Source organism: Micrococcus sp. KRD128 (genome assembly GCF_017168395.1).
Lineage (GTDB): Bacteria > Actinomycetota > Actinomycetes > Actinomycetales > Micrococcaceae > Micrococcus > Micrococcus luteus.
Genome location: NZ_JABFAX010000004.1, coordinates 101,212 through 123,688 on the forward strand (window position 1 = coordinate 101,212; position 22,477 = coordinate 123,688).

The following is a 22,477-nucleotide window of genomic DNA, read 5'->3' on the forward strand; positions in this document are numbered from 1 at the left end:
GCCAGCCTAGTGCTCATGAGTGAGCACACCGAGACCACCCCCGCCGCCTCCGAGCGCGTGTACCGCCCCGGCGTCACCCCCGAGCTGAGCCCCGCCGAGCTGGAGGCGGCCTGCGCCGAGGCCGGTCTGACGCCCGAGCTTGTCACCGCCCTCGGCGGCGCGGCGATCAGCCCCCTGGCCCAGAAGATGGGTCTGCGCTTCCTCGAGCTCACGGCCGAGCGAGCCGTCGCCACCCTGCCCGTCGCGGGCAACGAGCAGCCCGTCGGGCTGCTGCACGGCGGCGCCCACCTCGTGCTCGCCGAGTCCCTGGGCTCGATGGCCGCGAAGATCCACGCCGGGCCGGACCGCAACGTCGTCGGGGTCGAGATCAGCGCCACGCACCACCGGGCCGTCCGCTCGGGCCTCGTGACCGGCACCGCGACCGCCGTCCACATGGGCGGCACCCTCGTCACCCATGAGGTGGTGATGACGGACGAGCAGGGCCGGCGGCTCTCGACCGCCCGCATCACCAACCTGGTCCTGGCGCCGCGCCCCTGAGGCGGCACGGCCCGCCCCGGGAGACGGGACGGGCCGGGCCGACGCCGCGTGCGGGCGGTCTCAGACCTCGTCCGGCGCGCGGGGAGCGGGCTCGCCGTGCTCGCGCCCCGGGGTGTCCTCGGCGAGCTCGTCGTAGTGCCCGGGGTTCATGGGCACCCCCGTGAGATAGGCCGAACGGGCCAGGGCCATCGTCGCCACCGACGCCGTCCCGAGCTGCAGGACCACGATCAGCACGACCTTGACCACGTTGGCCACCGAGGGCATGTGGAGCAGGGCCCCGACCACGAGCAGGATCATGCCGACGCCGCCGGCCGTGCCGGTGGCGGAGATCCGCGTGTAGGGGTCCGGGAAGCGCACGAGGCCCAGGGCGGCGCCGAGGAAGACGAGCGCGCCCAGCACGATCATGAGCGAGCCGATGACGTTCATCGCGGTGTCCATGGGGATGGCCTCCTCAGCGTCGCCCGCGCGTCAGCGCACGGGCCAGGGACATGCCGGTCAGGAACCCGGTGATCGCGGCGATGAGCACCAGGTCGAACGTGAAGACGTTGGCCGCCCGGACCCCGAACAGCGTGACCATGCCGGTGACGCTGAACGTGAGCAGGTCGCCGGAGACGGCCCGGTCGGCGTCCAGGGGCCCCACGAGGATCCGGTAGGCGGAGACGACGGCGGCGACGAGCAGCAGCGCGATGCCCACGTCGATCCCGATCAGGGACCAGTCGTAGTGCAGATCGGTCAGGCTCACGCGGCCACCCCCGTCCGACGCAGCGCATGGAGCATGCGCCGCTCCATGTCGTGGATGTCCGCGCGCAGGCCGTCCGCGTCGTCGAAGTACAGGCCGTGCACGTAGAGCAGGCGGCGCGCATCCGGATCGCCCGGCTCGTCGCCCATGGCGCCCGCCCGACGGGTGCCGAGGGTGAGGGTGCCCGGGGTGAGGGTGATGAGCGAGGACAGGACGGTGACCTCCAGGTCCGTGCGGCAGCTGGTGCGCACCCGGGCGATGCCCGAGCGGGCGTCGTCGCCGGGGGTGATCAGGTCGTGCAGGACCGCGCCCGAGGACGTGACGAGGGCCCACAGGTACCAGAGCACGAAGCCGGCCAGGCGCAGCGGCCACGACCACACGCTGGCCGTGCCGTCGCGGAAGTCCTGCGTGCCGTCGTCGTACTGGTGTGCCTGGCTCATCGGCCGATCACCGCCTCCACATACGCATGCGTGTCCGTCAGCCCCTGGGCGGCCGTGTCCGAGACCAGCCACAGGCCCTGCGCGCCCAGGCCGAGCGCGAGGGACAGGGCCGCGGTGAGGACCGCCGGCAGGGCTAGCGAGAAGGGGATCCGGGAGCGGGTGAGGTCCTCGTCCCGGCTGAAGACCACGGGCAGCACACCCGTGGGGGTGTGGACGGCCGCGGGGCCGTCGGGGGTGCCGGCCGAGGCGGCCGCGCCGTCCGCGTGGGCCTCCACGATCGGCAGGGCGGCCGTCTCGAGGCGCTCCCGGTGGTGGCGGGGCATCTCGGGTTCGCCCCAGAACCAGCCGTTCCAGATGCGCAGCAGCGCCCACAGGCTCAGCAGCGACGCGACGAGCACGACGGCCACGACGACGGTCCGGCCCGCCTCCACGCCGGCGACCACGAGCATGAGCTTGCCCGCGAACCCGGAGAACGGCGGGATCCCCACCAGGGAGAGCAGGCCCGCGAAGTACGCGGCGGCGATCAGCGGCTCACGCCGGGCCAGGCCCTGCAGGTCCGCCAGCCGGCCGGAGCCGTACCGGACCTCGACGGCGCCCGTCGCGGTGAACAGGGAGGTCATGACGACCATGTGGTGGATCATGTAGAAGATGCCGGCGGCCAGGCCGAGCTGCGTGGACAGGCCGACGCCGACCAGGATGCCGCCGATGCCGCTGACCATCTGCCACGAGAGGATCGCACGGGTGCTCTGCTCCCCGAGGGAGGCGACCGCGCCGATCACGAGCGTGAGCGAGCACAGGACCAGGATGGCCCACAGGTAGCGTGGCTCGCCGTCGTAGAGCACGGAGTAGATGCGGTAGATCGCGTAGACGCCCACCTTGGTGTGCAGGGCGGAGAAGATCGCGGTGACCGCCGGCGACGTCGAGGGGTACGCCTTGGACAGCCAGCCGTGCAGGGGCACCACGGACGCCTTGATGGACAGGGCGAACAGCACCATGAACCCGGCGACGGCGACCCGTTCGTCCCGTGCCGCCGCGCCGGCCAGCACGGCGAGGTTGACGCTGCCCGTGATGCCGTAGATGAAGCCGACGCCGACCACGAGGATCGTGGAGGTGAACAGGTTCAGCGTGACGTAGAGGCGGGCGCCGTCCACGCGGCGCAGGGGCTCGCGCCGGTTGGCGGAGAGGACGAACAGGCCGTAGGACGGCAGCAGCATGACCTCGATGAACACGAAGAGGTTGAACAGGTCTGCCGTCAGCAGGGCGCCGTTCACCCCGGCCGTGAGGACGAGCAGCAGCGGCGCGAAGTAGACGGAGTTCGTCACGCGGGAGCTGTAGGCGAACAGGGCGCCCACCCACGAGAGCCCGGCGGTGAGGGTGAGCATCAGGCCGGTGAACGTGTCGGCGGCGAACGCGATGGCGATGCCGTCCGGCCAGCCGCCCACGCCTCCGGCCACCACGGTGCCGTCCAGGGTCAGCAGGATGAGCCCGGCGCCGCCGAGCGAGCTCAGCCCGAGCAGCGAGAGCAGGACCCGGCGGTGCAGCCCCGGACGCTCCCCCGCGATCACGAGCAGGCCGCCGGCCAGCAGGGGGACGGCCACGAACAGCGGCAGGGCCAGGCCCAGGGCGTCGAGGCTCACCGGCGCTCCTCCCGGTCGTCATGGCGGTGGCTGCCGTGCAGCACGGGCTGGGGCTGTGTGGCGAGGTGGCGCACGGCGGCGCCCAGCTCGGCGCGCGGGAAGCGGGCGTCCGCGGCGGCGAGCTCGTGCGGGTCGGCGTCCTCGGAGGGGTCGGCCACCTGGTCGTCGGACCGGCCCGTCACGGCGAGCACGAGCAGCAGCACGGTGACGGCGAAGGAGATGACGATCGCCGTCAGCACGAACGCCTGGGGCAGCGGGTCGGCCTGCGCGGCCACGTCCCCGTTCCCGATGAACGGCAGGGCGCGCCGGTCGGTGCCGCCGGCGGCGAGGATGGCGAGGTTGCCGGCGTGGCCCAGCAGCACCATGCCGAGGATCACGCGCAGCAGCTCGCGCTTGGAGAACAGGTAGACCGCGCCGAACATCAGCAGGCCCACGGTGATCGCGACGGTCATCGGGTCGCCTCCTCTCGCGTCGTGGCCGCGCCGGGTGCGGCCTTCTCGGGTGCGTCGCCGTCGTCGGGCGCCTCTTCGACCGTGTCCGGGCCCAGGAGGGTGAACGCGGCGACCACGAGGCCGAGCACGCACAGGTACACGCCCATGTCGAAGACCAGGGTGGTGGACAGTCCGTAGCCGAGGACCTTGACCCCGGAGGCGGCCAGGAAGCCCTCGCCCGTGAGGTAGCCGGTCAGACCGGCGGCGGTGCCCAGGGCCACGCCGCTGCCGATGAGCGTGAGGTAGGGCCACCGCAGGCGCCGGTCGCGGTCGGTGTCGGCCGACAGGTACATGAGGGCGTAGCCCGCACCGGCCACGAGGGCCGCGATGAAGCCGCCGCCCGGCTCGTAGTGCCCGCGCAGCAGCAGCAGGGCGGACATCGCGATGATCACGGGCCCGAGACCGCGGCCGAAGGTGCGCGCGTAGACGAGGTTCTCGTGCACGTGCGCGAGCGGGGAGCGCTCGTCGACGATGCTGCGCAGCGCCCGGACGGGGGCGCGGTTCATCAGCAGCGCCGCGACGGTCAGTCCGGTCACGCCGAGCACCGTCATCTCGCCCAGGGTGTCGAGCGCGCGGAAGTCCACGAGGATCACGTTGACGACGTTCACGCCGCCGGCCTGCTCGTAGGTCTCGGTGAGGTAGTAGCGCGCGATCTCGGACATGTCGCGCCGACCGGTGAAGGCCAGGACGCCGACGGTGGAGGCGACGCCGGCGATCGTCGCGGCCACGAGGGCGCCGGCGCGGCGCGGTGCGGGGTCGCGCCGGAAGCGGCGCGGCAGGCGGCGCAGCAGCAGCACCATCACGCACACGGTGAGGACCTCGACGAGCATCTGGGTCAGGGCCACGTCCACGGCGCCGAGGGTGAAGAACCACAGCGTCACGCCGAAGCCGACGGTGCCCACGACCACCATCGCGGCGATGCGGGTGCGGGCGCGCAGGGTCGCGGCGACGCCCACGGCCACGAGGACGACGAGCGCCCAGTCGTGCCAGCGCGCGGTCTGACCGACCACGTCCGGCAGCTCGTCCACGAGCAGGACCCCGACGACCGCGAGGACGCCGAGCATGACGGACGGGATGAGCAGGTGCGCCCGGGGCGCCATGCCGCCGGAGTGACGCCCGACGACCTCGCCCAGCCGCACCAGGCCGAAGCGGATGTCGTCCACGATGTCCAGGGCCGAGAAGGGCAGGCCCGTGCGCGCGGCGACCCGCTCCACGGGGCGGCGCAGCAGCACCAGGACGAGGCCCGTGGCGATCACGGCGGCGGAGAGGAGCAGCGCCGGGGTCACACCGTGCCACAGGGCCAGGTGCGCGTGAGCCTGCGCGCCTGCCACGGCCTGGGCGGCGGCGGAGACGGGGGCGTCCAGCGCCTGCGGGGCGAGGCCGAGCACGACGCCGGCCACGGCGGCCAGCACGGGCATGGTCCAGAAGGCCGGGCCCGCCTCGTGGACCTCCTCGCCGCGGGCGGACTCCCACGGCTGGGCGGTGCCGGCCGGGCTCGCGCCCCACGTGCCGAGCGCGCCGAGGACCAGACGGCCCGAGTAGGCGACGGTGAAGACGGAGGCCAGCGCGATCGCGCCCGTGACCACCGGGGCGGCCCAGGCCGGGCCCGGGGTGCCGAGGGCGGCGTCGAGCAGACCCTCCTTCGAGACGAAGCCGAGCAGGGGCGGCACGCCGGCCATGGAGACGGCGGCGAGCGTCAGGGCCGTGCCCGTGACCGGCATGCGCACGTGCCTGCCCGCGAGCATGCGCAGGTCCCGGGTGCCGGCCTCGTGGTCCACGATGCCGATCAGCATGAACAGGGCGCTCTTGAACAGGGCGTGCGCGACCGTGTGCACGACCGCGGCCGTCAACGCCGCGGGCGTGCCGATGCCGATGACGGCGGTCAGCAGGCCGAGCTGGCTCATGGTCGAGTAGGCGAGCAGGCCCTTCAGGTCGTGCTGACGCAGGGCCGTGATCGCGCCGAACAGCGCCGTGATGAGACCGCACGCGATCAGCAGCGTGGACCACACGGCGTGGTCGGCCAGCACGGGGCTGAACACGAGCAGCAGGAACACGCCGGCCTTCACCATCGCCGCGGCGTGCAGGTACGCGGAGACCGGGGAGATGGCGACCATGGAGTCCGGCAACCAGGCCTGGAACGGGAACTGTGCGGACTTCGTGAAGGCTGCCAGGGCCAGCAGGACGGCCAGCACGGTGCTGGTGGCGGGGTCCTGCCAGATGTCCGAGGCCAGGACGCCGCTGAGCGAGGCCGTCCCGGCGGTGACCATCATGACGGCGACGGCGGCCAGGAGCGCAAGGCCACCGCCCACGGTCACGAGCAGGGTCCGGATCGCGGGGTCGCGGGCATGGTCCCCCGAGCGCCCGATGAGGAAGAAGGAGGCGAAGGAGGTGAACTCCCACGCGACGAAGAGGACCACGATGTTGTCGGCGAGCACGAGCAGCAGCATCGACGCCGCGAAGGCGGTCATCAGCAGGTAGAAGGAGCCGGGGCGGCTCTCCGTGCGGTCCCGGCTGAGGTATCGGCTGGAGTAAGCCAGGATCGCGGCGCCGATGACGAGGACGATCATGGCGAACACCAGGGCCAGGCCGTTCAGCCGGAGGTCGAGGTCCACCCCGACCGCGGGGATCCACGGATGGTGCTCCGTCCTGTTGTCGCCCGTCCACGCCGCGATCAGCACGCCGGCCGCGGCGAGCAGGGGTGCGGCCAGGACCCAGCCCGCGTCCCTGCCCAGCGCACGGGAGGCCGGGACGGCCGCCACCACCGAGAGGAGGGTCAGCAGGAGGCTGGTCAGGAGCACAGGACACCACTCAGCTCGGGTCGATCGGTCACGGACACGGCGCCCACGGCGGGTGGCCGCGCGCCGACGGTGCCCGAAGTGGGACTCGAACCCACACGCCTCTCGGCACCGCATTTTGAGTGCGGCGTGTCTACCGATTCCACCATTCGGGCAGTGCCGCCCGGAGGCGGGACTCGATCACCCTATCAGCGCCCCGGCCCGGCGTCCCCGGCCTTCCGGCGCGGGTCTCCGCCGACGCGCCCGCGCCGCGCCCGTCGCGCACGGTAACCTGGTGGACCACCAGCGGCGCCGCACCGACGCCGTCCCGGCCCGCGCGAAGGAGCTGCCGTGTCCACGCTGACGCCTCCAGAGGAGACCGGCCTGCGGGCCGTCGTCGCCGAGGACGAGACCCTCATTCGCCTCGACCTGGTGGAGGTGCTCACCGGGGCGGGCTACCGGGTGGTCGCCGAGGCCGGCGACGGCCGCGCCGCCGTCGAGGCCGTGCGCGAGCACCGGCCGGACATCGTGGTGATGGACGTGAAGATGCCCGTGATGGACGGCATCGCGGCCGCGGGCGAGATCGCCGGGGAACGGCTCGCCCCCGTGGTCATGCTGACCGCCTTCAGCCAGCGCGAGCTGGTGGAGCGCGCCCGGACCGCCGGGGCCATGGCCTACGTGGTCAAGCCCTTCACCGAGGCCGACCTGGTCCCCGCCATCGAACTGGCCGTGGCCCGCTTCGACGAGCTGCGCAGCCTCGAGGCCGAGGTGCGGGACCTCGGAGACCGCCTGGAGACCCGCAAGATCGTGGACCGGGCCAAGGCGCTGCTCCAGGAGCGGATGCGCCTGAGCGAGGCCGAGTCCTTCCGCTGGATCCAGAAGACCTCCATGGACCGGCGCCTGACCATGCGGGAGGTCGCGCAGGCCGTCATCGACCAGGTCGGCTGAGCGGCGCCCGCGCGCTCGTCAGAGCGGGGAGCGGGCCGGCCAGAAGCCGACGGGCTCGCGCGTCTGCGGCGAGGCGGCGGACGAGCCGCCCGCGGCGTCGTCGCCCACGCGGTGCACGCGCAGCGTGTTCGTGGAGCCCACGGCCCCGGGAGGGGACCCGGCGGCGATGACCACGAGGTCACCGTGCTGGGCGATGCCCTCCGACGTGAGCGACTGCTCCACCTGGAGGGTCATCTTGTCCGTGGAGTCCTGGAACGGGACCATCTTCGGGTAGACGCCCCACGTCAGGCACAGGATGTTGTGCGTGTGCTCGTGGTGGGTGAACGCGTAGATCGGCTGACGCGGCCGCAGGCGGCTGAGCCGACGGGCCGAGTCGCCGGACTCGGTGAACGTGGCGAGGAACGGGATCTCGAGCTGGTTCGCGACCTCGACGGCGGCCCGGGTGATCGCGCCGCCGCGCGTGCGGGGACGCGAGCCGAGCGGGTGGATGAGCTCGAGGCCGTGGGTCTCGGTGGACTCGATGATCCGGGCCATCGTCTGGACCGTCTCGACCGGATACGCGCCCACCGAGGTCTCGCCCGAGAGCATGACGGCGTCCGCGCCGTCGAGCACGGCGTTGGCGCAGTCCGAGGCCTCGGCGCGCGTCGGGCGCGGGCTGTCGATCATCGACTCGAGCACCTGCGTGGCCACGATGACCGGCTTCGCCCAGCGGCGGGCGAGGTCCACCGCGCGCTTCTGCACCACGGGCACGTCCTCGAGCGGCAGCTCCACGCCGAGGTCGCCGCGGGCCACCATGACGGCGTCGAACGCGTCCACGATGGCCTCGAGGTTCTCCACGGCCTGGGGCTTCTCGATCTTGGCGATGACCGGGACCCGGCGCTCCTCCTCGTCCATGATCTCGTGCACCCGGTCCACGTCCGCGGCGTCCCGCACGAAGGACAGCGCCACCATGTCCACGCCGGTGCGCAGCGCCCAGCGCAGGTCCCGCTCGTCCTTCTCGGACAGGGCCGGCACGTTCACCGCCACGCCGGGCAGGTTGATCCCCTTGTTGTTCGAGACCATGCCCGGCACCTCGACCTCGGCCAGCACGTCCGTGTCCGTGACCTCGACGGCGCGCAGGCGCACCTTGCCGTCGTCCACCAGGAGCACGTCACCGGGGGCGACGTCCCCGGGCAGCCCCTTGTGGGTGGTGCCCACCAGCTCCCGGGTCCCGGGCACGTCCCGGGTGGTGATGGTGATCCGATCGCCCCTCTCGAGCAGATGCGGGCCGTCGGTGAAGCGGCCGAGGCGGATCTTGGGGCCCTGGAGGTCGGCGAAGATCGCGACCGGGCGCCGCTCCTCCACGCTGAGCCGGCGCACCCGCTCGAAGGAGGCCGCGTGCACCTCGTGGTCCCCGTGGCTCATGTTGAGGCGGACCACGTCCGCCCCCGCCCGGATGATCGAGCGGGTGGTCTCGTCGGAGTCGGTGGCGGGCCCGAAGGTGGCGATGATCTTGGCGTGTCGCATGCGACCCACGATAGGGGGCGGGCCCGCCCTCGGTGGAGGGCGGGCCCGCGTGGCGTCGGAAGATGAGACGGAGGACTCAGCCGAGGACGAGGCCGCGGTCGTCCGGGTCCACGGGGTGCGGCAGTCGGGACCAGCGCTCGAGCGACTCGTCGACCTCCTGCGCGCACGCACGCCCCTCGGCGATGGCCCAGACCACCAGGGAGGCGCCGCGCCCGGCGTCGCCGCATGCGAACACGCCCGGCTCGTCGGTCTCGTACCCGTCCTTCCGGGCCACGAGCCCGCGTGTCACGTGCACGCCGAGCTGCTGCGTGAGCAGCTCCTCCTCGATGCCGGTGAAGCCCAGCGCCAGCAGCACCAGGTCCGCCTGGACCTCGCGCTCGGTGCCCGCCTTGGGCCCGCGCGTGCCGTCCTCGCGGTACTCGGTCTCCGCCACGCGCAGGGCGCGCACGCGGCCGTGCTCGTCGCCGAGGAACTCGACCGTGGAGGCAAGGTGCGCGCGGGCGCCGCCCTCGGCGTCGGCCGTGGTCTGCTGGTGGACCTTGGGGATCGTGGGCCACGGCTGGTGGACGGGGCGCTCGACCGGCAGCTGCTGGCCGATCGCCAGCGTCGTCACGGACGCCGCCCCCTGGCGGTGCGCGGTGCCGATGCAGTCCGCGCCAGTGTCGCCGCCGCCGAGGATCACCACGTGGCGCCCCTCGGCGGAGATCTGGTCCGGGACCTCGTCGCCGGCGACCGCGCGGTTGGACTGCACGAGGTAGTCCATGGCGAGGTGGATCCCGTCGAGGCCGCGGCCGGGGACGGGCAGCTCGCGGGCCACGGGGGCGCCGGTCGCCACGATCACGGCGTCGAAGCGGGCCTTGAGCTGGTCCCAGGGCAGGTCGACGCCGATCTCCACGCCGGTGCGGAACCGGGTGCCCTCGGCCTCCATCTGCGCCAGGCGCCGGTCCAGGACGTCCTTCTCCAGCTTGAAGTCCGGGATGCCCAGCCGCAGCAGGCCGCCGAGGCGCTCGTCGCGCTCGTAGACCACCACGGTGAAGCCGGCGCGGGTGAGCTGCTGCGCCGCGGCCAGTCCCGCCGGGCCCGAGCCGACGACGGCCACGGTGTGGCCGTTCAGGCGGGCCGGCACGACCGGCTCGAGCCAGTCGTTGTCGAAGATCTGCTCCGCGATCGCCACCTCGGTCTGCTTGATGGTGACCGCGGGCTGGTTGATGCCCAGGGTGCAGGAGTCCTCGCACGGGGCGGGGCAGATCCGCCCGGTGACCTCGGGGAAGTTGTTGGTCGAGTGCAGTCGCGCGGCGGCCTCGTCCCAGCGTCCCCGCCGGACCAGGTCGTTCCACTCCGGGATGAGGTTGCCCAGCGGGCACCCGGAGTGGCAGAACGGGATGCCGCAGTCCATGCACCGGCCGGCCTGGGTGCGCACGATCGCCTCGTCCTGGCGGACGTACACGTCCTTGAAGTCCATGATGCGCACCGGCACCGGACGCGTGGGGCGCTCGACGCGCTCCCGGTTCTTCAGGAATCCGCGCGGATCAGCCACGGGTCACCTCCAGCAGTCGGTCCCAGACGGCCTCCCCGTCCGGGTCGAGTCCCTCGGCCGTCGCGGCCTGACGGGTGCGCAGCACGAGGTCGTACTGCCGGGGCAGGACGGTCGTGAAGCGGTCCCACGCGGCGTCGGCGGCGTCCCCGCCGGCCCGTAGGTCGGCGAGCAGCGCGGCGGCGACGGCGGAGCCCGTCTCCGCGCGGTGCAGCTCCAGCAGCTCGGCGATCCGCAGCCGGTCCTGCGCGGACGGCGCCTCGAGGATCAGGGCGTCCTCGCGGACGGCGAGTGGGTTCAGGTCCTCCCGGTCCAGGTCCAGCACCCAGGCCCGCCCGCCGGACATGCCGGCGGCGAGGTTGCGGCCGGTCTCGCCGAGGATCAGCGCCTCACCGCCGGTCATGTACTCCAGGCCGTGGTCGCCGATGCCCTCGGCCACCGCGGTGGCGCCGGAGTTGCGCACGAGGAACCGCTCCCCCACGCGGCCGCGCAGGAACAGCTGGCCCGAGGTGGCGCCGTAGCCGATCACGTTGCCGGCCACGGTGTTCTCCTCGGCCACGAACGGGGCCTCGGCGTCGGGGCGGACGATCACGCGTCCCCCCGACAGGCCCTTGCCGACGTAGTCGTTGGCGTCGCCCGAGAGCCGCAGGGTGACGCCGGCGGGCAGGAAGGCGCCGAGGGACTGGCCGGCCTCGCCCGTCAGGCGCACGGTGATCGTGTCGTCGTCCAGCTCGTCGGCGAGCCGCGTGCTCGTGACGTGGTAGCCCAGCAGTGTGCCCACGGACCGGTCCGTGTTCACGACGGCCTCGTCCATCACGACGGGCGTGCCCGTCGTGAGCGTGTCCCCCAGCCGGGCGATGAACCGGTGGTCGATGTGGGAGGCGAGGTCGTGGTCCTGCTCGGTGGTGCGGCGCATGGGCGCGTCCTCGTGGCCCGGACGCCGGCCGACGGAGGGGTCCGCGAGGATGCCCGAGAGGTCCAGGCCCTCGGACTTCCAGTGGTGCAGGGCCGCGTCCACGTCGAGCAGCTCGCGGTGGCCGATCGCCTCGTCGAGCGTGCGGAAGCCCAGCTGCGAGAGCAGCTCGCGGACCTCCTGCGCGATGAACTCGAAGAAGTTGACGACGAACTCGGGCTTGCCCGTGAAGCGCGCGCGCAGCTCGGGGTTCTGGGTGGCCACGCCCACGGGGCACGTGTCCAGGTGGCACACGCGCATCATGATGCAGCCGGAGACCACGAGCGGGGCGGTCGCGAAGCCGAACTCCTCGGCCCCGAGCAGTGCGGCGATCACGACGTCCCGGCCGGTCTTGAGCTGCCCGTCCACCTGGACGGTGACGCGCTCGCGCAGGCCGTTGAGCATGAGCGTCTGCTGCGCCTCGGCCAGGCCGATCTCCCACGGGGTGCCCGCGTGCTTGAGGGAGTTCAGCGGGGAGGCGCCCGTTCCGCCGTCGTGGCCGGAGATGAGCACGACGTCGGCGCGCGCCTTGGCGACGCCCGCGGCCACCGTGCCCACGCCGGACTCGGAGACGAGCTTGACGTGGACCCGCGCGGTCGGGTTGGCCCGCTTGAGGTCGTGGATCAGCTGCGCCAGGTCCTCGATCGAGTAGATGTCGTGGTGCGGCGGCGGCGACACCAGGGAGACGCCCGGGGTCGAGTGCCGCGTGCGGGCGACCCACGGGTACACCTTGGTCCCCATCAGCTGGCCGCCCTCGCCGGGTTTGGCGCCCTGGGCCATCTTGATCTGCAGGTCGGTCGCGGTGGCCAGGTACAGGCTGGTGACGCCGAACCGGCCCGAGGCGATCTGCTTGATCTTCGAGCGGCGCTCCGGGTCCAGCAGGCGCTCGGGGTCCTCGCCGCCCTCGCCCGAGTTCGAGCGGGCGCCGAGGCGGTTCATGGCGATCGCGAGGGTCTCGTGCGCCTCCTGCGAGATGGAGCCGTAGGACATCGCGCCGGTGGAGAAGCGGCGCACGATCGACTCGACGGGCTCCACCTCGGAGACGGGCACCGGCGGCCGCTCGCCCGTGCGCAGGCGCATGAGCCCGCGCAGGGTCATGAGCTCCTCCGCCTGGTCGTCCACGCGACGCGTGTAGTCCTTGAAGACGTCGTAGCGCCGCTCCCGCGTGGAGTGCTGGAGGCGGAACACGGTCTCGGGGTTGAACAGGTGCGGCGCGCCCTCGCGCCGCCACTGGTACTCGCCGCCCACCTCGAGCTCGCGGTACGGGTTGATGTCGTTGCCGTCCGGCGGATACGCGAACTCGTGGCGCGCCTGGATCTCGGCGGCGACGACGTCGATGCCCACGCCGTCGAGCGGGCTCGTGGTGCCCACGAAGTAGCGGTCCACGAAGCGCCGGGACAGGCCGAGCGCCTCGAACGTCTGGGCGCCGGTGTAGGAGGCGACCGTGGAGATGCCCATTTTGGACATGATCTTCTGGACGCCCTTGCCGAGCGCCTTGATCAGGTTCGCCACGGCCTGCTCGGCGGTGACGCCCGAGACCTCCCCCGTGCGCACGAGCTCCTCGGCGGACTCCATGGCCAGGTACGGGTTGACCGCGGAGGCCCCGTAGCCGAGCAGGACGGCCACATGGTGGACCTCGCGCACGTCGCCCGCCTCGACGATCAGCGAGCTCTTGGTGCGGTTGGCCGAGGCCAGCAGGTGGTGGTGCACGGCGGAGGTCAGCAGCAGGGACGGGATCGGCGCCCACTGGGCGGTGGCGCCGCGGTCGGACAGCACCACGTACTCCACGCCGCGGTTGACGGCGGCCGAGACCTGCTCGCAGATCGCCTTCAGCTGGGCGCGGAGCTCCTCGACGCCTCCGGCCACCCGGTACACGCCGTTCACCTTGAGGGTCAGGCGGGTGCCGTCGGCGTCGCGCAGGTGCTGGATGCGGGCCAGCTGGTCGTTGTCGATCACGGGGAACGGGACGTCGACCTGGCGGGTGCGCACCTGCTCGAGGGAGAGCACGTTGCCCTGCGGGCCGATCGCGGTGCGCATCGAGGTCACCTGCTCCTCGCGGATCGCGTCGAGTGGCGGGTTCGTCACCTGGGCGAAGGACTGCACGAAGTAGTCGAAGAGCAGCCGGGGCCGCTTGGCGAGGACGGCGATGGGCGTGTCCGTGCCCATCGCACCGAGCGGCTCGGCGCCCGTCTGGGCCATCGGCCCGACGAGGATGCGCAGCTCCTCCGAGGTGTACCCGAAGATGCGCTGACGCTGCAGGATCGACTCGGAGGTGTGGCGGACGTGCTCGCGCTCGGGGAGCGACTCCAGGTCCAGGAGGTTCTGGCGCACCCAGTCCTCCCACGGCTGGGCGGAGGCGACCTCGGCCTTGATCTCGTCGTCGCCGATGATCCGGCCCTGCTCGGTGTCCACGAGGAACATGCGCCCCGGGGCCACGCGCCCCTTGCGCACCACCGCCGAGGGCTCGATCGGCACGACGCCGACCTCGGAGGCCAGGACGACGAGGCCGTCGTCGGTGACCCACCAGCGGGCGGGGCGCAGGCCGTTGCGGTCCAGCACGGCGCCCACCTGGGTGCCGTCGGAGAAGGCGACGGCGGCCGGTCCGTCCCAGGGCTCCATGAGCATGGAGTGGTACTGGTAGAAGGCGCGGCGGGCCGGGTCCATGGTCGCGTGGTTCTCCCACGCCTCCGGGATAATCATCATGATCGCCTGGGTGAGCGGGCGCCCGGAGAGCATGAGCAGCTCCGCGACCTCGTCGAAGGAGGCCGAGTCCGAGCCGAGGGGGCTGATCAGCGGGAACAGGTCCTCTGGGACCTCGCCGAGCATCGGGTGCTTGAGCTGGCCCTGACGGGCGCGCATCCAGTTGCGGTTGCCCTTGACCGTGTTGATCTCGCCGTTGTGCGCGATGGTGCGGAACGGCTGGGCCAGCGGCCACGAGGGGAACGTGTTGGTGGAGAACCGCGAGTGGACCACGCCCAGCCGGGTGGTGAACCGTTCGTCGGAGAGGTCCGGGTAGAACGGCTCCAGCTGGGCGGTCGTCAGCATGCCCTTGTAGACGATCGTCTGGGACGAGAGCGAGGGGAAGTAGACGCCGGCGCGGGACTGGGCGCGGCGGCGCACCCGCCACGCCCGCACGTCCAGCGACTGCCCCGGCTCGGTGCCGTCCTGACCGTCCGCCAGGGACAGGAACAGCTGCTCGAACGCGGGCATGGCCGCCCGGGAGCCGACGCCCAGGGCCGAGGGGTCGGTGGGCACCTCGCGCCACGCCAGGACCTGCAGCCCCTCCTCCTCGGCCATCCGCTCGACGGCCTCCTTCGCCTCGGCGCGCTCGCCGTCGACGGGCGGCAGGAAGGCGGTGCCGGCGACGTACTCGCCCACGGGGGGCAGCTCGGCGTCGACGACGGCACGGAACAGCTCGTCGGGGATCTGGGTCAGCAGGCCGGCGCCGTCGCCGGTGCCCTCGTCGGCGCCCACCGCCCCGCGGTGCTCGAGCGCGCGCAGGGCGGTCAGCGCGTGCTGGACGATGTCGTGGTTCGGGGTGCCCCGCAGGGTGGCGATGACGGCGAGGCCGCAGTTCTCGGTCTCCCGGGACGGGTCGTAGAGGCCCTGGGCGGCGGGGACGTCCGCATAGCGGACGAAGGGATCCACCGGTCCCCCCGCGCGGGGGGCCGAGGCGGGCGAGGATGCCATGGGCATGGTGCCGTCCTTTCCGGAGAGCAGGGGCTCGGACGGGGACGGCGCTGGCCCCGACGCTCGGGGCCGACGGCCCCGAGGTGGAAGAGACGCTACCGGGCGCGACGTCCCACTGTGCGGAACCGGACGTTCTGTGACACGCCGAATGTCCACCATGTGGGACACCGGGGCCCCGGGCGCCCCTCGCGGGCGCGCCGGGGAGCGGGTCAGCGCCGGACGGCGTCGTCCTCCGCCGCGCCCACGGCGTGGGACCCGGAGCGGCCCGCGGCGACGGCGGCGCCGTCGTCGCCCTCGGGGGCGTGCCCGGCGCGCCACACGCTCTGGTGGGCGTGGGGGCCGGCGGCCGCGCCGCGATGGCGCAGCAGGATCCCGACGATGAACGCGAGGGCCATGACGAACACCAGCAGGGACGTCCACACGTTGAGCCGCTGGGTGACGCCGAAGAGCGTGACCATCTCGGCGTCGTCGATGCGCAGCATCTCGATCCACGTGCGGCCCGCGGTGTACCAGGCGACGTAGGACCACAGCATGAGGCCGTGGCGCATGTGCAGCGCGCGGTCCACGAGGAGCAGCAGCGCGACCCCGGCCAGGTTCCACAGGCACTCGTAGAGGAACGTGGGGTGGAACAGCGTGTCCGGGGCGTAGCCGGCCGGGAAGTTCGGGCTGGCCGGGTCGACCTCGAGCCCCCAGGGCAGGGTCGTCGGGCCGCCGAAGAGCTCCTGGTTGAACCAGTTGCCCCACCGGCCGATGGCCTGGGCCAGCAGGATGCCCGGCGCGACGACGTCGCCGAAGGCCGTCAGCCGCAGCCCGTAGCGGCGGCACGCGATCCACGCGCCCACGGCGCCGAGGGCGATCGCGCCCCAGATGCCCAGTCCACCGTTCCACACGTACAGGATCTGGATCGGGTCGCCCGTGCCGTCGAAGCCGGGCCCGAAGTACCGGTCCGGTGAGGAGAACACGTGGTAGAGCCGACCGCCCACGAAGCCGAACGGGATGGCCCACAGGGCGATGTCGAGCACACGGTCCTCGGGGCCGCCGCGGGCGCGCCACCGACGCTCGGCGAGCCACAGCGCCAGGACGATGCCCAGGATGATGCACAGCGCGTACGCGTGGATCTTCACCGGACCCAGCTGGAACCCGTCCCACCCGGGGGCGGGGAAGGCGGCGAGCGGGGCCAGGGCGGCGGTCACCCTCAGCCCTCCCGGACCGTGCCGGCGGCGAGCTCGCGGGTCAGCGTGCCCACGGCCTGCGGCCCGCCGTTCGACAGCGCACGCACCAGGGCCGTGCCGACGATCGCGCCGTCGGCGTAGGCGCCGATCTCGCGGACGTGCGCGGCCTGGGAGACGCCGAGGCCGACGCACACATGCTCCGCCCCGGCATCCTGGGCCCGGCGGACCACGGTCTCGGCGACGGTGGACACCGCGTCGCGAGCGCCGGTGACGCCCATGACCGACACGGCGTACACGAATCCGCGGGAGGAGTCGACGGTGAGGCGCACACGCTCGTCCGTGGACGAGGGCGCGGTGAGGAACACGCGGTCCAGGCCGTGGCGGTCCGAGGCCTCCATCCAGGCGCCGGCCTCCTCGGGCACGAGGTCAGGGGTGACGAGACCGGCGCCACCGGCCTCGGCGAGGCGGCGCGCGAACTCGTCCACGCCCATGCGGTCCACGAGGTTCCAGTACGTCATCACCAGCACCGCGGCGTCGGTGCGCTGGGTCACGCGTCGGATGATGTCGAAGACGTCGGCCACGCGGAAACCGGCCTGCAGCGCCGCCTGGGTCGCGCCCTGGATCACGGGGCCGTCCATCACGGGGTCCGTGTAGGGCAGGCCCAGCTCGATGACGTCGGCGCCGTTCTCCGCGGCGGCGACGACGGCCTCGACGCATTCGTCCACGGACGGGTAGCCGGCCGGCAGGAAGGCGACGAGGCCGGTGCGGCCGGCCGCCTTCGCGGCGTCCAGGGCCGCGGCGGTCTTGGAGTGCACGGTCATGCCGGTCACTGCTCCTCTCCGGGGGTCATCTCCTCGAGCGGGTCCTTCTCCTCCGCGGCCGTGCCGAGGCCGAACCAGGCCGCTGCGGTGGCGACGTCCTTGTCCCCGCGGCCGGAGAGGTTCACGATGATGATCCGCTCCTGACCCTCCGGGGCGTCCGGCCCCACGAGGCCCTCGTCCGCCCAGCGGCGGGCCAGGCGCAGCGCGCCGGCCAGGGCGTGGGCCGACTCGATGGCGGGCGTGATGCCCTCGGTGCGCGTGAGCCGGAGGAAGGCGTCCATGCACTCGGTGTCCGAGACCGGCTCGTAGACGGCGCGGCCCGTGTCGTGCAGGAAGGCGTGCTCCGGGCCGACGGCCGGGTAGTCCAGGCCGGCGGAGATCGAGTGGGAGTCGATCGTCTGCCCGTCCTCGTCCTGCATCAGGTACGTGCGGGCGCCGTGCAGCACGCCGGTGCGTCCGAGCGTGATGGACGCGGCGTGGCGCCCGGTCTCGAGGCCCTCGCCCCCGGCCTCGAAGCCGTAGAGCTCGACCTCAGGGTCGTCGAGGAAGCCGTGGAACAGGCCCATCGCGTTGGACCCGCCGCCCACGCACGCCGCGACGGCGTCCGGCAGGCGCCCGGCCTGCGCCAGGATCTGCTCGCGGGCCTCTTCGCCGATCACGGAGTGGAAGTAGCGCACCATGGCGGGGAACGGGTGCGGGCCCGTGACCGTGCCCATCAGGTAATGCGTGGTGTCCACGGAGGCGACCCAGTCCCGCAGGGCCTCGTTGATCGCGTCCTTGAGGGTGCGGGCACCGATCGCCACGGGCACCACCTCGGCGCCGAGCATCTGCATGCGGGCCACGTTCAGGGCCTGGCGGCGGGTGTCCTCCTCCCCCATGTACACGGTGCACTCCATGCCGAACAGCGCGGCCGCCGTCGCCGTGGCCACGCCGTGCTGGCCGGCGCCGGTCTCCGCGATCAGGCGCGTCTTGCCCATGCGGCGGGCGAGCAACGCCTGGCCGATCACGTTGTTGATCTTGTGCGAGCCGGTGTGGTTGAGGTCCTCGCGCTTGAGGAAGATGCGCACGCCGGGGGTGTCCGCGGCGAACCGCGGCACCTCGCTCAGCAGGGAGGGCCGGTTCACGTAGTCCCGGAACAGGGCCCGCAGCTCGGCCTCGAAGGCGGGGTCCTGCCGCGCCTCCTCGTAGGTGCGGGTGAGCTCCTGCAGCGCGGCCATGAGGGACTCGGGCATCCACTGCCCGCCGTAGTCGCCGAAGTAGGGCCCGGCCTGACCCTGATAGGGCCCCTCGAACTCGATCGCGGGCTCGGTGCTCGGACGGTCGGCGCTCATGGCGACCACGCTCCTCGGGTCTGGTTCGGTCAGCGGACGGTGAGGGACGCGGCGCGGAACGCACGCAGCGCCTCCTCGGGGGCGCCGTGGCGCACGAGGGCCTCGCCCACGAGCACGACGTCGGCGCCCGCGGCGGCGTAGGCCTTGATCTGCTCCTCGGACTCGACGCCCGACTCGGCGACCCGGACGACGTCCTCGGGCAGCCCGTCGGCCAGCGCTGCGTAGCGGGCCGGGTCCACGTCCAGGGTCTTGAGGTTGCGCACGTTGACGCCGAGGATGCGGGCGCCGGCGGCGACGCCGCGCTCGATCTCCTCGGGCGTGTGGGCCTCCACGAGGGCGTGCATGCCCAGGGACTCGGTGAGCTGCAGGAAGCCGGCCAGCTCGGCGTCGTCGAGGGCGGCCACGATCAGCAGCACGAGGTCGGCCCCGTGGGCGCGGGCTTCGTGGATCTGGTACTCGGTGACGGTGAAGTCCTTGCGCAGGACCGGCAGATCGACGGCGGCGCGCACGGCGTCCAGGTCGGCCAGGCTGCCGCCGAAGCGGCGGGCCTCGGTGAGCACGGAGACGGCGCTGGCGCCACCGCGCTCGTACGCGCGGGCCAGGGTGGCCGGCTCGGGGATCTCGGCGAGCGCGCCCTTGGAGGGGCTCGCCCGCTTCACCTCGGAGATCACCCGGATCCCCGCCGGGTCGGTGCGTCCGCCGTGCAGGGCCGCGTGGGCGTCACGCGGCGCGGGGGCGGCGGCCACCAGCTCGGCCAGGCGCGCCTCGGGCACGGCACGGCGACGAGGCTCGAGGTCCTCGCGGACGCCGTCGATGATCTCCTGGAGGACGGACACGCGGATCAGTGACCGTGCTGGCCGCGACCCGCGCCGGCCTTGCCGGCGACGAGGCCCACGACGACGCCCGCGGCCATCAGGGCCACGCCGATCCACACGACGACGCTCCAGTCGGCGAGCAGGCCGACGCAGCCGGCCACGAAGCCGACGAGCACGAGCGCCACCATGGCCCACGCGCCGGGCGTGCTGCCGTGGCCGGGCAGCTCGAGGTGGGTCGGGTCGTTGAGCACCCGGCCGTCCTCGGTGACGACGACGTCCTCGACGGCGCCGCTGCGGGCGGCGCGACGGGTGGTGGGCTCGGTGTGCGCGGTGTTCGCGGTGTGGCTCATGGCTGTCCCTCACTGGTGCGTGGTGTACATGACGACTGTCCCTCATTGTGCCATGCGGGCACGGGGCCGGGCCCGCGTGACCCGGGACGACCCGGGCGCTGTGGGGCGCACCGAGAGACGGGCGCTCAGGTGGGGTCGTTGCCGCGGGACAGCTCGTCCCACGCGTCCATCTGGTCCACGCGTCGGCGCTGGGCCGCCTCGCGGGCGGACGGCGCGGGCTGCTCCCCGGCGGCGGCCGGGCCGGGCTCGGAGGCCGCAGGCGTCTTCTCGTAGCGCCGGGACGAACGCCAGCCGCGGCCCGCCACGGCCGCCGCGACGCCGCACAGCGCCGCGAGGACGCCGCCGGCCGCCGCGACCCACGGCCACGCCGTCACGGCGTAGTCCTGCGCGAGCGCGGTGGTCCCGGTCGCGTCGGCGACCGCGGCGGCCGCCGTCGTCGCCGGGTCCAGGGCGGCGGTGACCGAGGTCGAGGCGATGACGACCCCGGCGAGCGCCATGAGGACGCCGACGATCACGGCGCCGAGGCGCCGGGCGGTGGTCAGGGCGAGGGCACCGGCCATCACGACGAGCGCCATGGCCGTTGCGACGGGCGCGGCGGCGCCGCCCGACGTCGTCGCCTCGGAGGCGATGCCGCCGGACAGGCCCATGGCGGTCACCCACGTGCGGCCCGCGGTGAGCAGGACGAGCGCTCCGGCGGCCAGCGCGGCGAGGACCACGGTGCGGCGGCGCATCACGCCTGCCCCAGCTCGCCCGCGGTCAGCACGGACCGCAGCGGCGCCGTCGCCTTGGTGACGGTCTCGGCGGTCTCGGCGTCGGGGTCGGAGTCGGCGACGATGCCGGCGCCGGCCTGCACGTGCGCCTGGCCGCGGTGCAGCGTGGCCGAGCGGATGTTGATCGCCATGTCCATGTTGCCCGCCAGGTCGAAGTAGCCGACGACGCCGCCGTAGGGCCCGCGCTCGGTCGGCTCCCACTCGTCCAGCAGCTGCAGGGCGCGGGGCTTCGGGGCGCCGGACAGCGTGCCGGCGGGGAAGGCGGCGCGGAGGACGTCGAGCGCGTCGACGTCGTCGCGCATGCGGCCCTCCACATGCGAGACCAGGTGGAGGATGTGGCTGAACGCCTCGAGCTCCATGAACTGGGTGACCTCGACGGTGCCGGGGCGGCACACGCGCGAGAGGTCGTTGCGGGAGAGGTCCACGAGCATCAGGTGCTCGGCCCGCTCCTTCTCGTCCTCCACCAGGTCCTTGCCGAGGAGGCGGTCGTCCTCCTCGGTGGCCCCGCGCCGCCGTGAGCCGGCGATCGGATGGGTGACCACGCGGCGGTCCCGCACGGTGACGAGCGCCTCGGGCGAGGAGCCCACGATCTCGTACGGCTCCCCGTCCGGAGTCTCGAAGGAGAAGAGGTACATGTAGGGGCTCGGGTTCACCATGCGCAGGACGCGGTACACGTCCAGACCGGTCGCGTCCGTGGTGACCGAGAGGCGGCGGGAGACGACGGCCTGGAACACCTCGCCGTCGCGGATCGCCCGCTGGGCCTTCGCGACGGCCGCGCGGAAGCCTTCGGCACCCCACCGGTCCTCGGCCTGGGCGGCGACCTCGTCCGCGTCCGCCTCGAGCCAGCGGCGCGGGACATCGCTGACCGGGTCCGCGGCCGGGGCCGCCAGGCGCTCGACCATGGCGTCCAGGCGGGCGAGCGCGTCGTCGTAGGCGCGGTCCGCGCCGGTGGCCAGGCCGTTGCCGTTCACCGCGTTGGCGATCAGCGTCACGGTGCCGTCCATCGCATCGTGCACGGCCAGGTCGGTGACGAGGTTCATCGCGAGGTCGGGCAGGTCGAGGTGGTCCTCGGGCGGGTGCGGCAGGCGCTCCCACGCGCGGACCGTGTTCCAGCCCAGGAAGCCGGCCATGCCGGAGACGAGGTGCGGCAGAACGCCTCCGACCTCGGCGCGCACGTCCGTGCGGAGCAGACGCAGGCACGCCGCGAGCACGTCCAGGGCGCGGCCCTGCGTGGGCAGCCCCTCGGGTGGGGCGCCCTGCCAGTGTGCCTCGCCGTCCCGCGAGGTCAGGGTGACGGCGGAGCCGGCCCCGATGAAGCTGTACCGGGACCACGCCGCGCCCGGGGTGGCGGACTCCATCAGGAAGGTGCCGGGGCGGGAGCCGGCCAGGCGCCGGTGGATCGCCAGCGGCGTGAGGCCGTCCGCCAGCACCGTGCGGACCACGGGGATCACGCGGGCGGTGTCCGCCAGACGCAGGAACTCCGCGCGGGAGGGAGTGGTGGCGGCGGTCATCGGGCGGCCTCCTCGGGGTCGACGGCGGCCGGCGGCATGACGAGCTCGCGGCCGGTGAAGCAGGTGCGGGTGCCCGTGTGGCAGGCGGGGCCGGTCTGGTCCACGGTGAGCAGCAGGGTGTCGCCGTCACAGTCCGCGTGGACCGCGCGCACCCGCTGCAGGTGGCCCGAGGTCTCCCCCTTGCGCCACAGCTCGCCGCGCGACCGGGACCAGTAGGTGGCCCAGCCGGTCTCGAGCGTCGCGCGCAGGGACTCCTCGTTCATCCACGCCATCATGAGCACCTCGCCGGTGCCCTCCTGCTGGGCGATGGCGGGCACCAGGCCACGGTCGTCGAAGGTCACGGAGGCCACGAGGTCGTCGGGCGGGGAGATGCTCATGGAGGTCCAGTCTAGGGAGCCGGAGCGGGGCGTGGCCGCCGGGGTGGACTCCCCCACAGCCTCGGTCCGGCGCTCCCGCGAC

19 protein-coding genes and 1 tRNA gene are annotated in these 22,477 nt (G+C 73.4%); 2 read left to right on the forward strand and 18 right to left on the reverse strand.

Annotated features, from left to right (window positions below; translation table 11 throughout):
- Positions 1–15: 15 nt before the first annotated feature.
- Positions 16–537, forward strand: a complete 522-nt coding sequence (locus J1M44_RS02115; RefSeq protein ID WP_206480470.1) for a PaaI family thioesterase — start codon at positions 16–18, stop codon at positions 535–537.
- A gap of 60 nt (positions 538–597) precedes the next feature.
- Here the strand turns inward: J1M44_RS02115 and mnhG are convergent, their stop codons facing one another.
- The 7 genes from mnhG to J1M44_RS02150 form a co-directional block, all read right to left on the reverse strand.
- Entirely contained in the window at positions 598–975 is a 378-nt protein-coding gene (gene mnhG, locus J1M44_RS02120) for a monovalent cation/H(+) antiporter subunit G (protein WP_065573027.1), read from the reverse strand.
- A 13-nt stretch (positions 976–988) separates the two neighbouring features.
- Positions 989–1,279: a monovalent cation/H+ antiporter complex subunit F gene (locus J1M44_RS02125; RefSeq protein WP_144826498.1), complete on the reverse strand. Its 291-nt coding sequence runs from the start codon at positions 1,277–1,279 to the stop codon at positions 989–991.
- Complete coding sequence (locus tag J1M44_RS02130; RefSeq protein ID WP_206480471.1) at positions 1,276–1,716, reverse strand: Na+/H+ antiporter subunit E; 441 nt, start codon at positions 1,714–1,716, stop codon at positions 1,276–1,278. The genes J1M44_RS02125 and J1M44_RS02130 overlap by 4 nt, the downstream gene beginning before the upstream one ends.
- A complete protein-coding gene (locus J1M44_RS02135) occupies positions 1,713–3,353 on the reverse strand; it encodes a proton-conducting transporter transmembrane domain-containing protein (RefSeq protein WP_020624210.1) in 1,641 nt (546 codons plus the stop codon). Before J1M44_RS02135 ends, J1M44_RS02130 begins: the two co-directional genes overlap by 4 nt.
- Entirely contained in the window at positions 3,350–3,805 is a 456-nt protein-coding gene (locus tag J1M44_RS02140) for a sodium:proton antiporter (RefSeq protein WP_002855699.1), read from the reverse strand. Before J1M44_RS02140 ends, J1M44_RS02135 begins: the two co-directional genes overlap by 4 nt.
- Entirely contained in the window at positions 3,802–6,642 is a 2,841-nt protein-coding gene (locus J1M44_RS02145; protein WP_206480472.1) for a DUF4040 family protein, read from the reverse strand. The genes J1M44_RS02140 and J1M44_RS02145 overlap by 4 nt, the downstream gene beginning before the upstream one ends.
- 70 nt (positions 6,643–6,712) lie before the next feature.
- Positions 6,713–6,794: transfer RNA gene (locus tag J1M44_RS02150), tRNA-Leu, on the reverse strand.
- Positions 6,795–6,969: 175 nt separating this feature from the next.
- Between J1M44_RS02150 and J1M44_RS02155 the strand changes: the two genes are divergently transcribed.
- The gene (locus J1M44_RS02155) at positions 6,970–7,566 is read left to right on the forward strand and encodes an ANTAR domain-containing response regulator (RefSeq protein ID WP_002855709.1); all 597 of its coding nucleotides are present in this window, start codon (positions 6,970–6,972) and stop codon (positions 7,564–7,566) included.
- A gap of 18 nt (positions 7,567–7,584) precedes the next feature.
- On the opposite strand, the gene pyk is transcribed toward J1M44_RS02155, so the two are convergent.
- The 11 genes from pyk to hisI all read right to left on the reverse strand — a co-directional run bounded on the left by pyk (position 7,585) and on the right by hisI (position 22,395).
- Positions 7,585–9,072, reverse strand: a complete 1,488-nt coding sequence (gene pyk / locus J1M44_RS02160; RefSeq protein WP_206480473.1) for a pyruvate kinase — start codon at positions 9,070–9,072, stop codon at positions 7,585–7,587.
- 76 nt (positions 9,073–9,148) lie between these two features.
- On the reverse strand, positions 9,149–10,609 hold the full coding sequence (locus J1M44_RS02165) for a glutamate synthase small subunit (protein ID WP_206480474.1): 1,461 nt from the start codon (positions 10,607–10,609) through the stop codon (positions 9,149–9,151).
- Positions 10,602–15,254 carry a glutamate synthase large subunit gene (gltB, locus tag J1M44_RS02170; RefSeq protein ID WP_206480475.1) on the reverse strand — a complete coding sequence of 1,551 codons (4,653 nt, stop codon included), beginning with the start codon at positions 15,252–15,254 and terminating at the stop codon, positions 10,602–10,604. The genes J1M44_RS02165 and gltB overlap by 8 nt, the downstream gene beginning before the upstream one ends.
- A gap of 203 nt (positions 15,255–15,457) precedes the next feature.
- Entirely contained in the window at positions 15,458–16,441 is a 984-nt protein-coding gene (lgt, locus tag J1M44_RS02175) for a prolipoprotein diacylglyceryl transferase (protein WP_206480476.1), read from the reverse strand.
- A 2-nt stretch (positions 16,442–16,443) separates the two neighbouring features.
- Entirely contained in the window at positions 16,444–17,250 is an 807-nt protein-coding gene (gene trpA, locus J1M44_RS02180) for a tryptophan synthase subunit alpha (protein ID WP_206480477.1), read from the reverse strand.
- On the reverse strand, positions 17,247–18,572 hold the full coding sequence (trpB, locus tag J1M44_RS02185; RefSeq protein ID WP_098471669.1) for a tryptophan synthase subunit beta: 1,326 nt from the start codon (positions 18,570–18,572) through the stop codon (positions 17,247–17,249). The genes trpA and trpB overlap by 4 nt, the downstream gene beginning before the upstream one ends.
- A 29-nt stretch (positions 18,573–18,601) precedes the next feature.
- The gene (trpC, locus tag J1M44_RS02190) at positions 18,602–19,408 is read right to left on the reverse strand and encodes an indole-3-glycerol phosphate synthase TrpC (protein WP_098471668.1); all 807 of its coding nucleotides are present in this window, start codon (positions 19,406–19,408) and stop codon (positions 18,602–18,604) included.
- Positions 19,409–19,413: 5 nt separating this feature from the next.
- On the reverse strand, positions 19,414–19,737 hold the full coding sequence (locus tag J1M44_RS02195) for an HGxxPAAW family protein (protein ID WP_206480478.1): 324 nt from the start codon (positions 19,735–19,737) through the stop codon (positions 19,414–19,416).
- A gap of 125 nt (positions 19,738–19,862) precedes the next feature.
- Entirely contained in the window at positions 19,863–20,468 is a 606-nt protein-coding gene (locus J1M44_RS02200) for a Trp biosynthesis-associated membrane protein (RefSeq protein WP_144824096.1), read from the reverse strand.
- Positions 20,468–22,018 carry a chorismate-binding protein gene (locus J1M44_RS02205; RefSeq protein ID WP_144824099.1) on the reverse strand — a complete coding sequence of 517 codons (1,551 nt, stop codon included), beginning with the start codon at positions 22,016–22,018 and terminating at the stop codon, positions 20,468–20,470. The genes J1M44_RS02200 and J1M44_RS02205 overlap by 1 nt, the downstream gene beginning before the upstream one ends.
- The gene (gene hisI, locus J1M44_RS02210; RefSeq protein ID WP_036382780.1) at positions 22,015–22,395 is read right to left on the reverse strand and encodes a phosphoribosyl-AMP cyclohydrolase; all 381 of its coding nucleotides are present in this window, start codon (positions 22,393–22,395) and stop codon (positions 22,015–22,017) included. The genes J1M44_RS02205 and hisI overlap by 4 nt, the downstream gene beginning before the upstream one ends.
- Between the last annotated feature and the right edge of the window lie 82 nt (positions 22,396–22,477).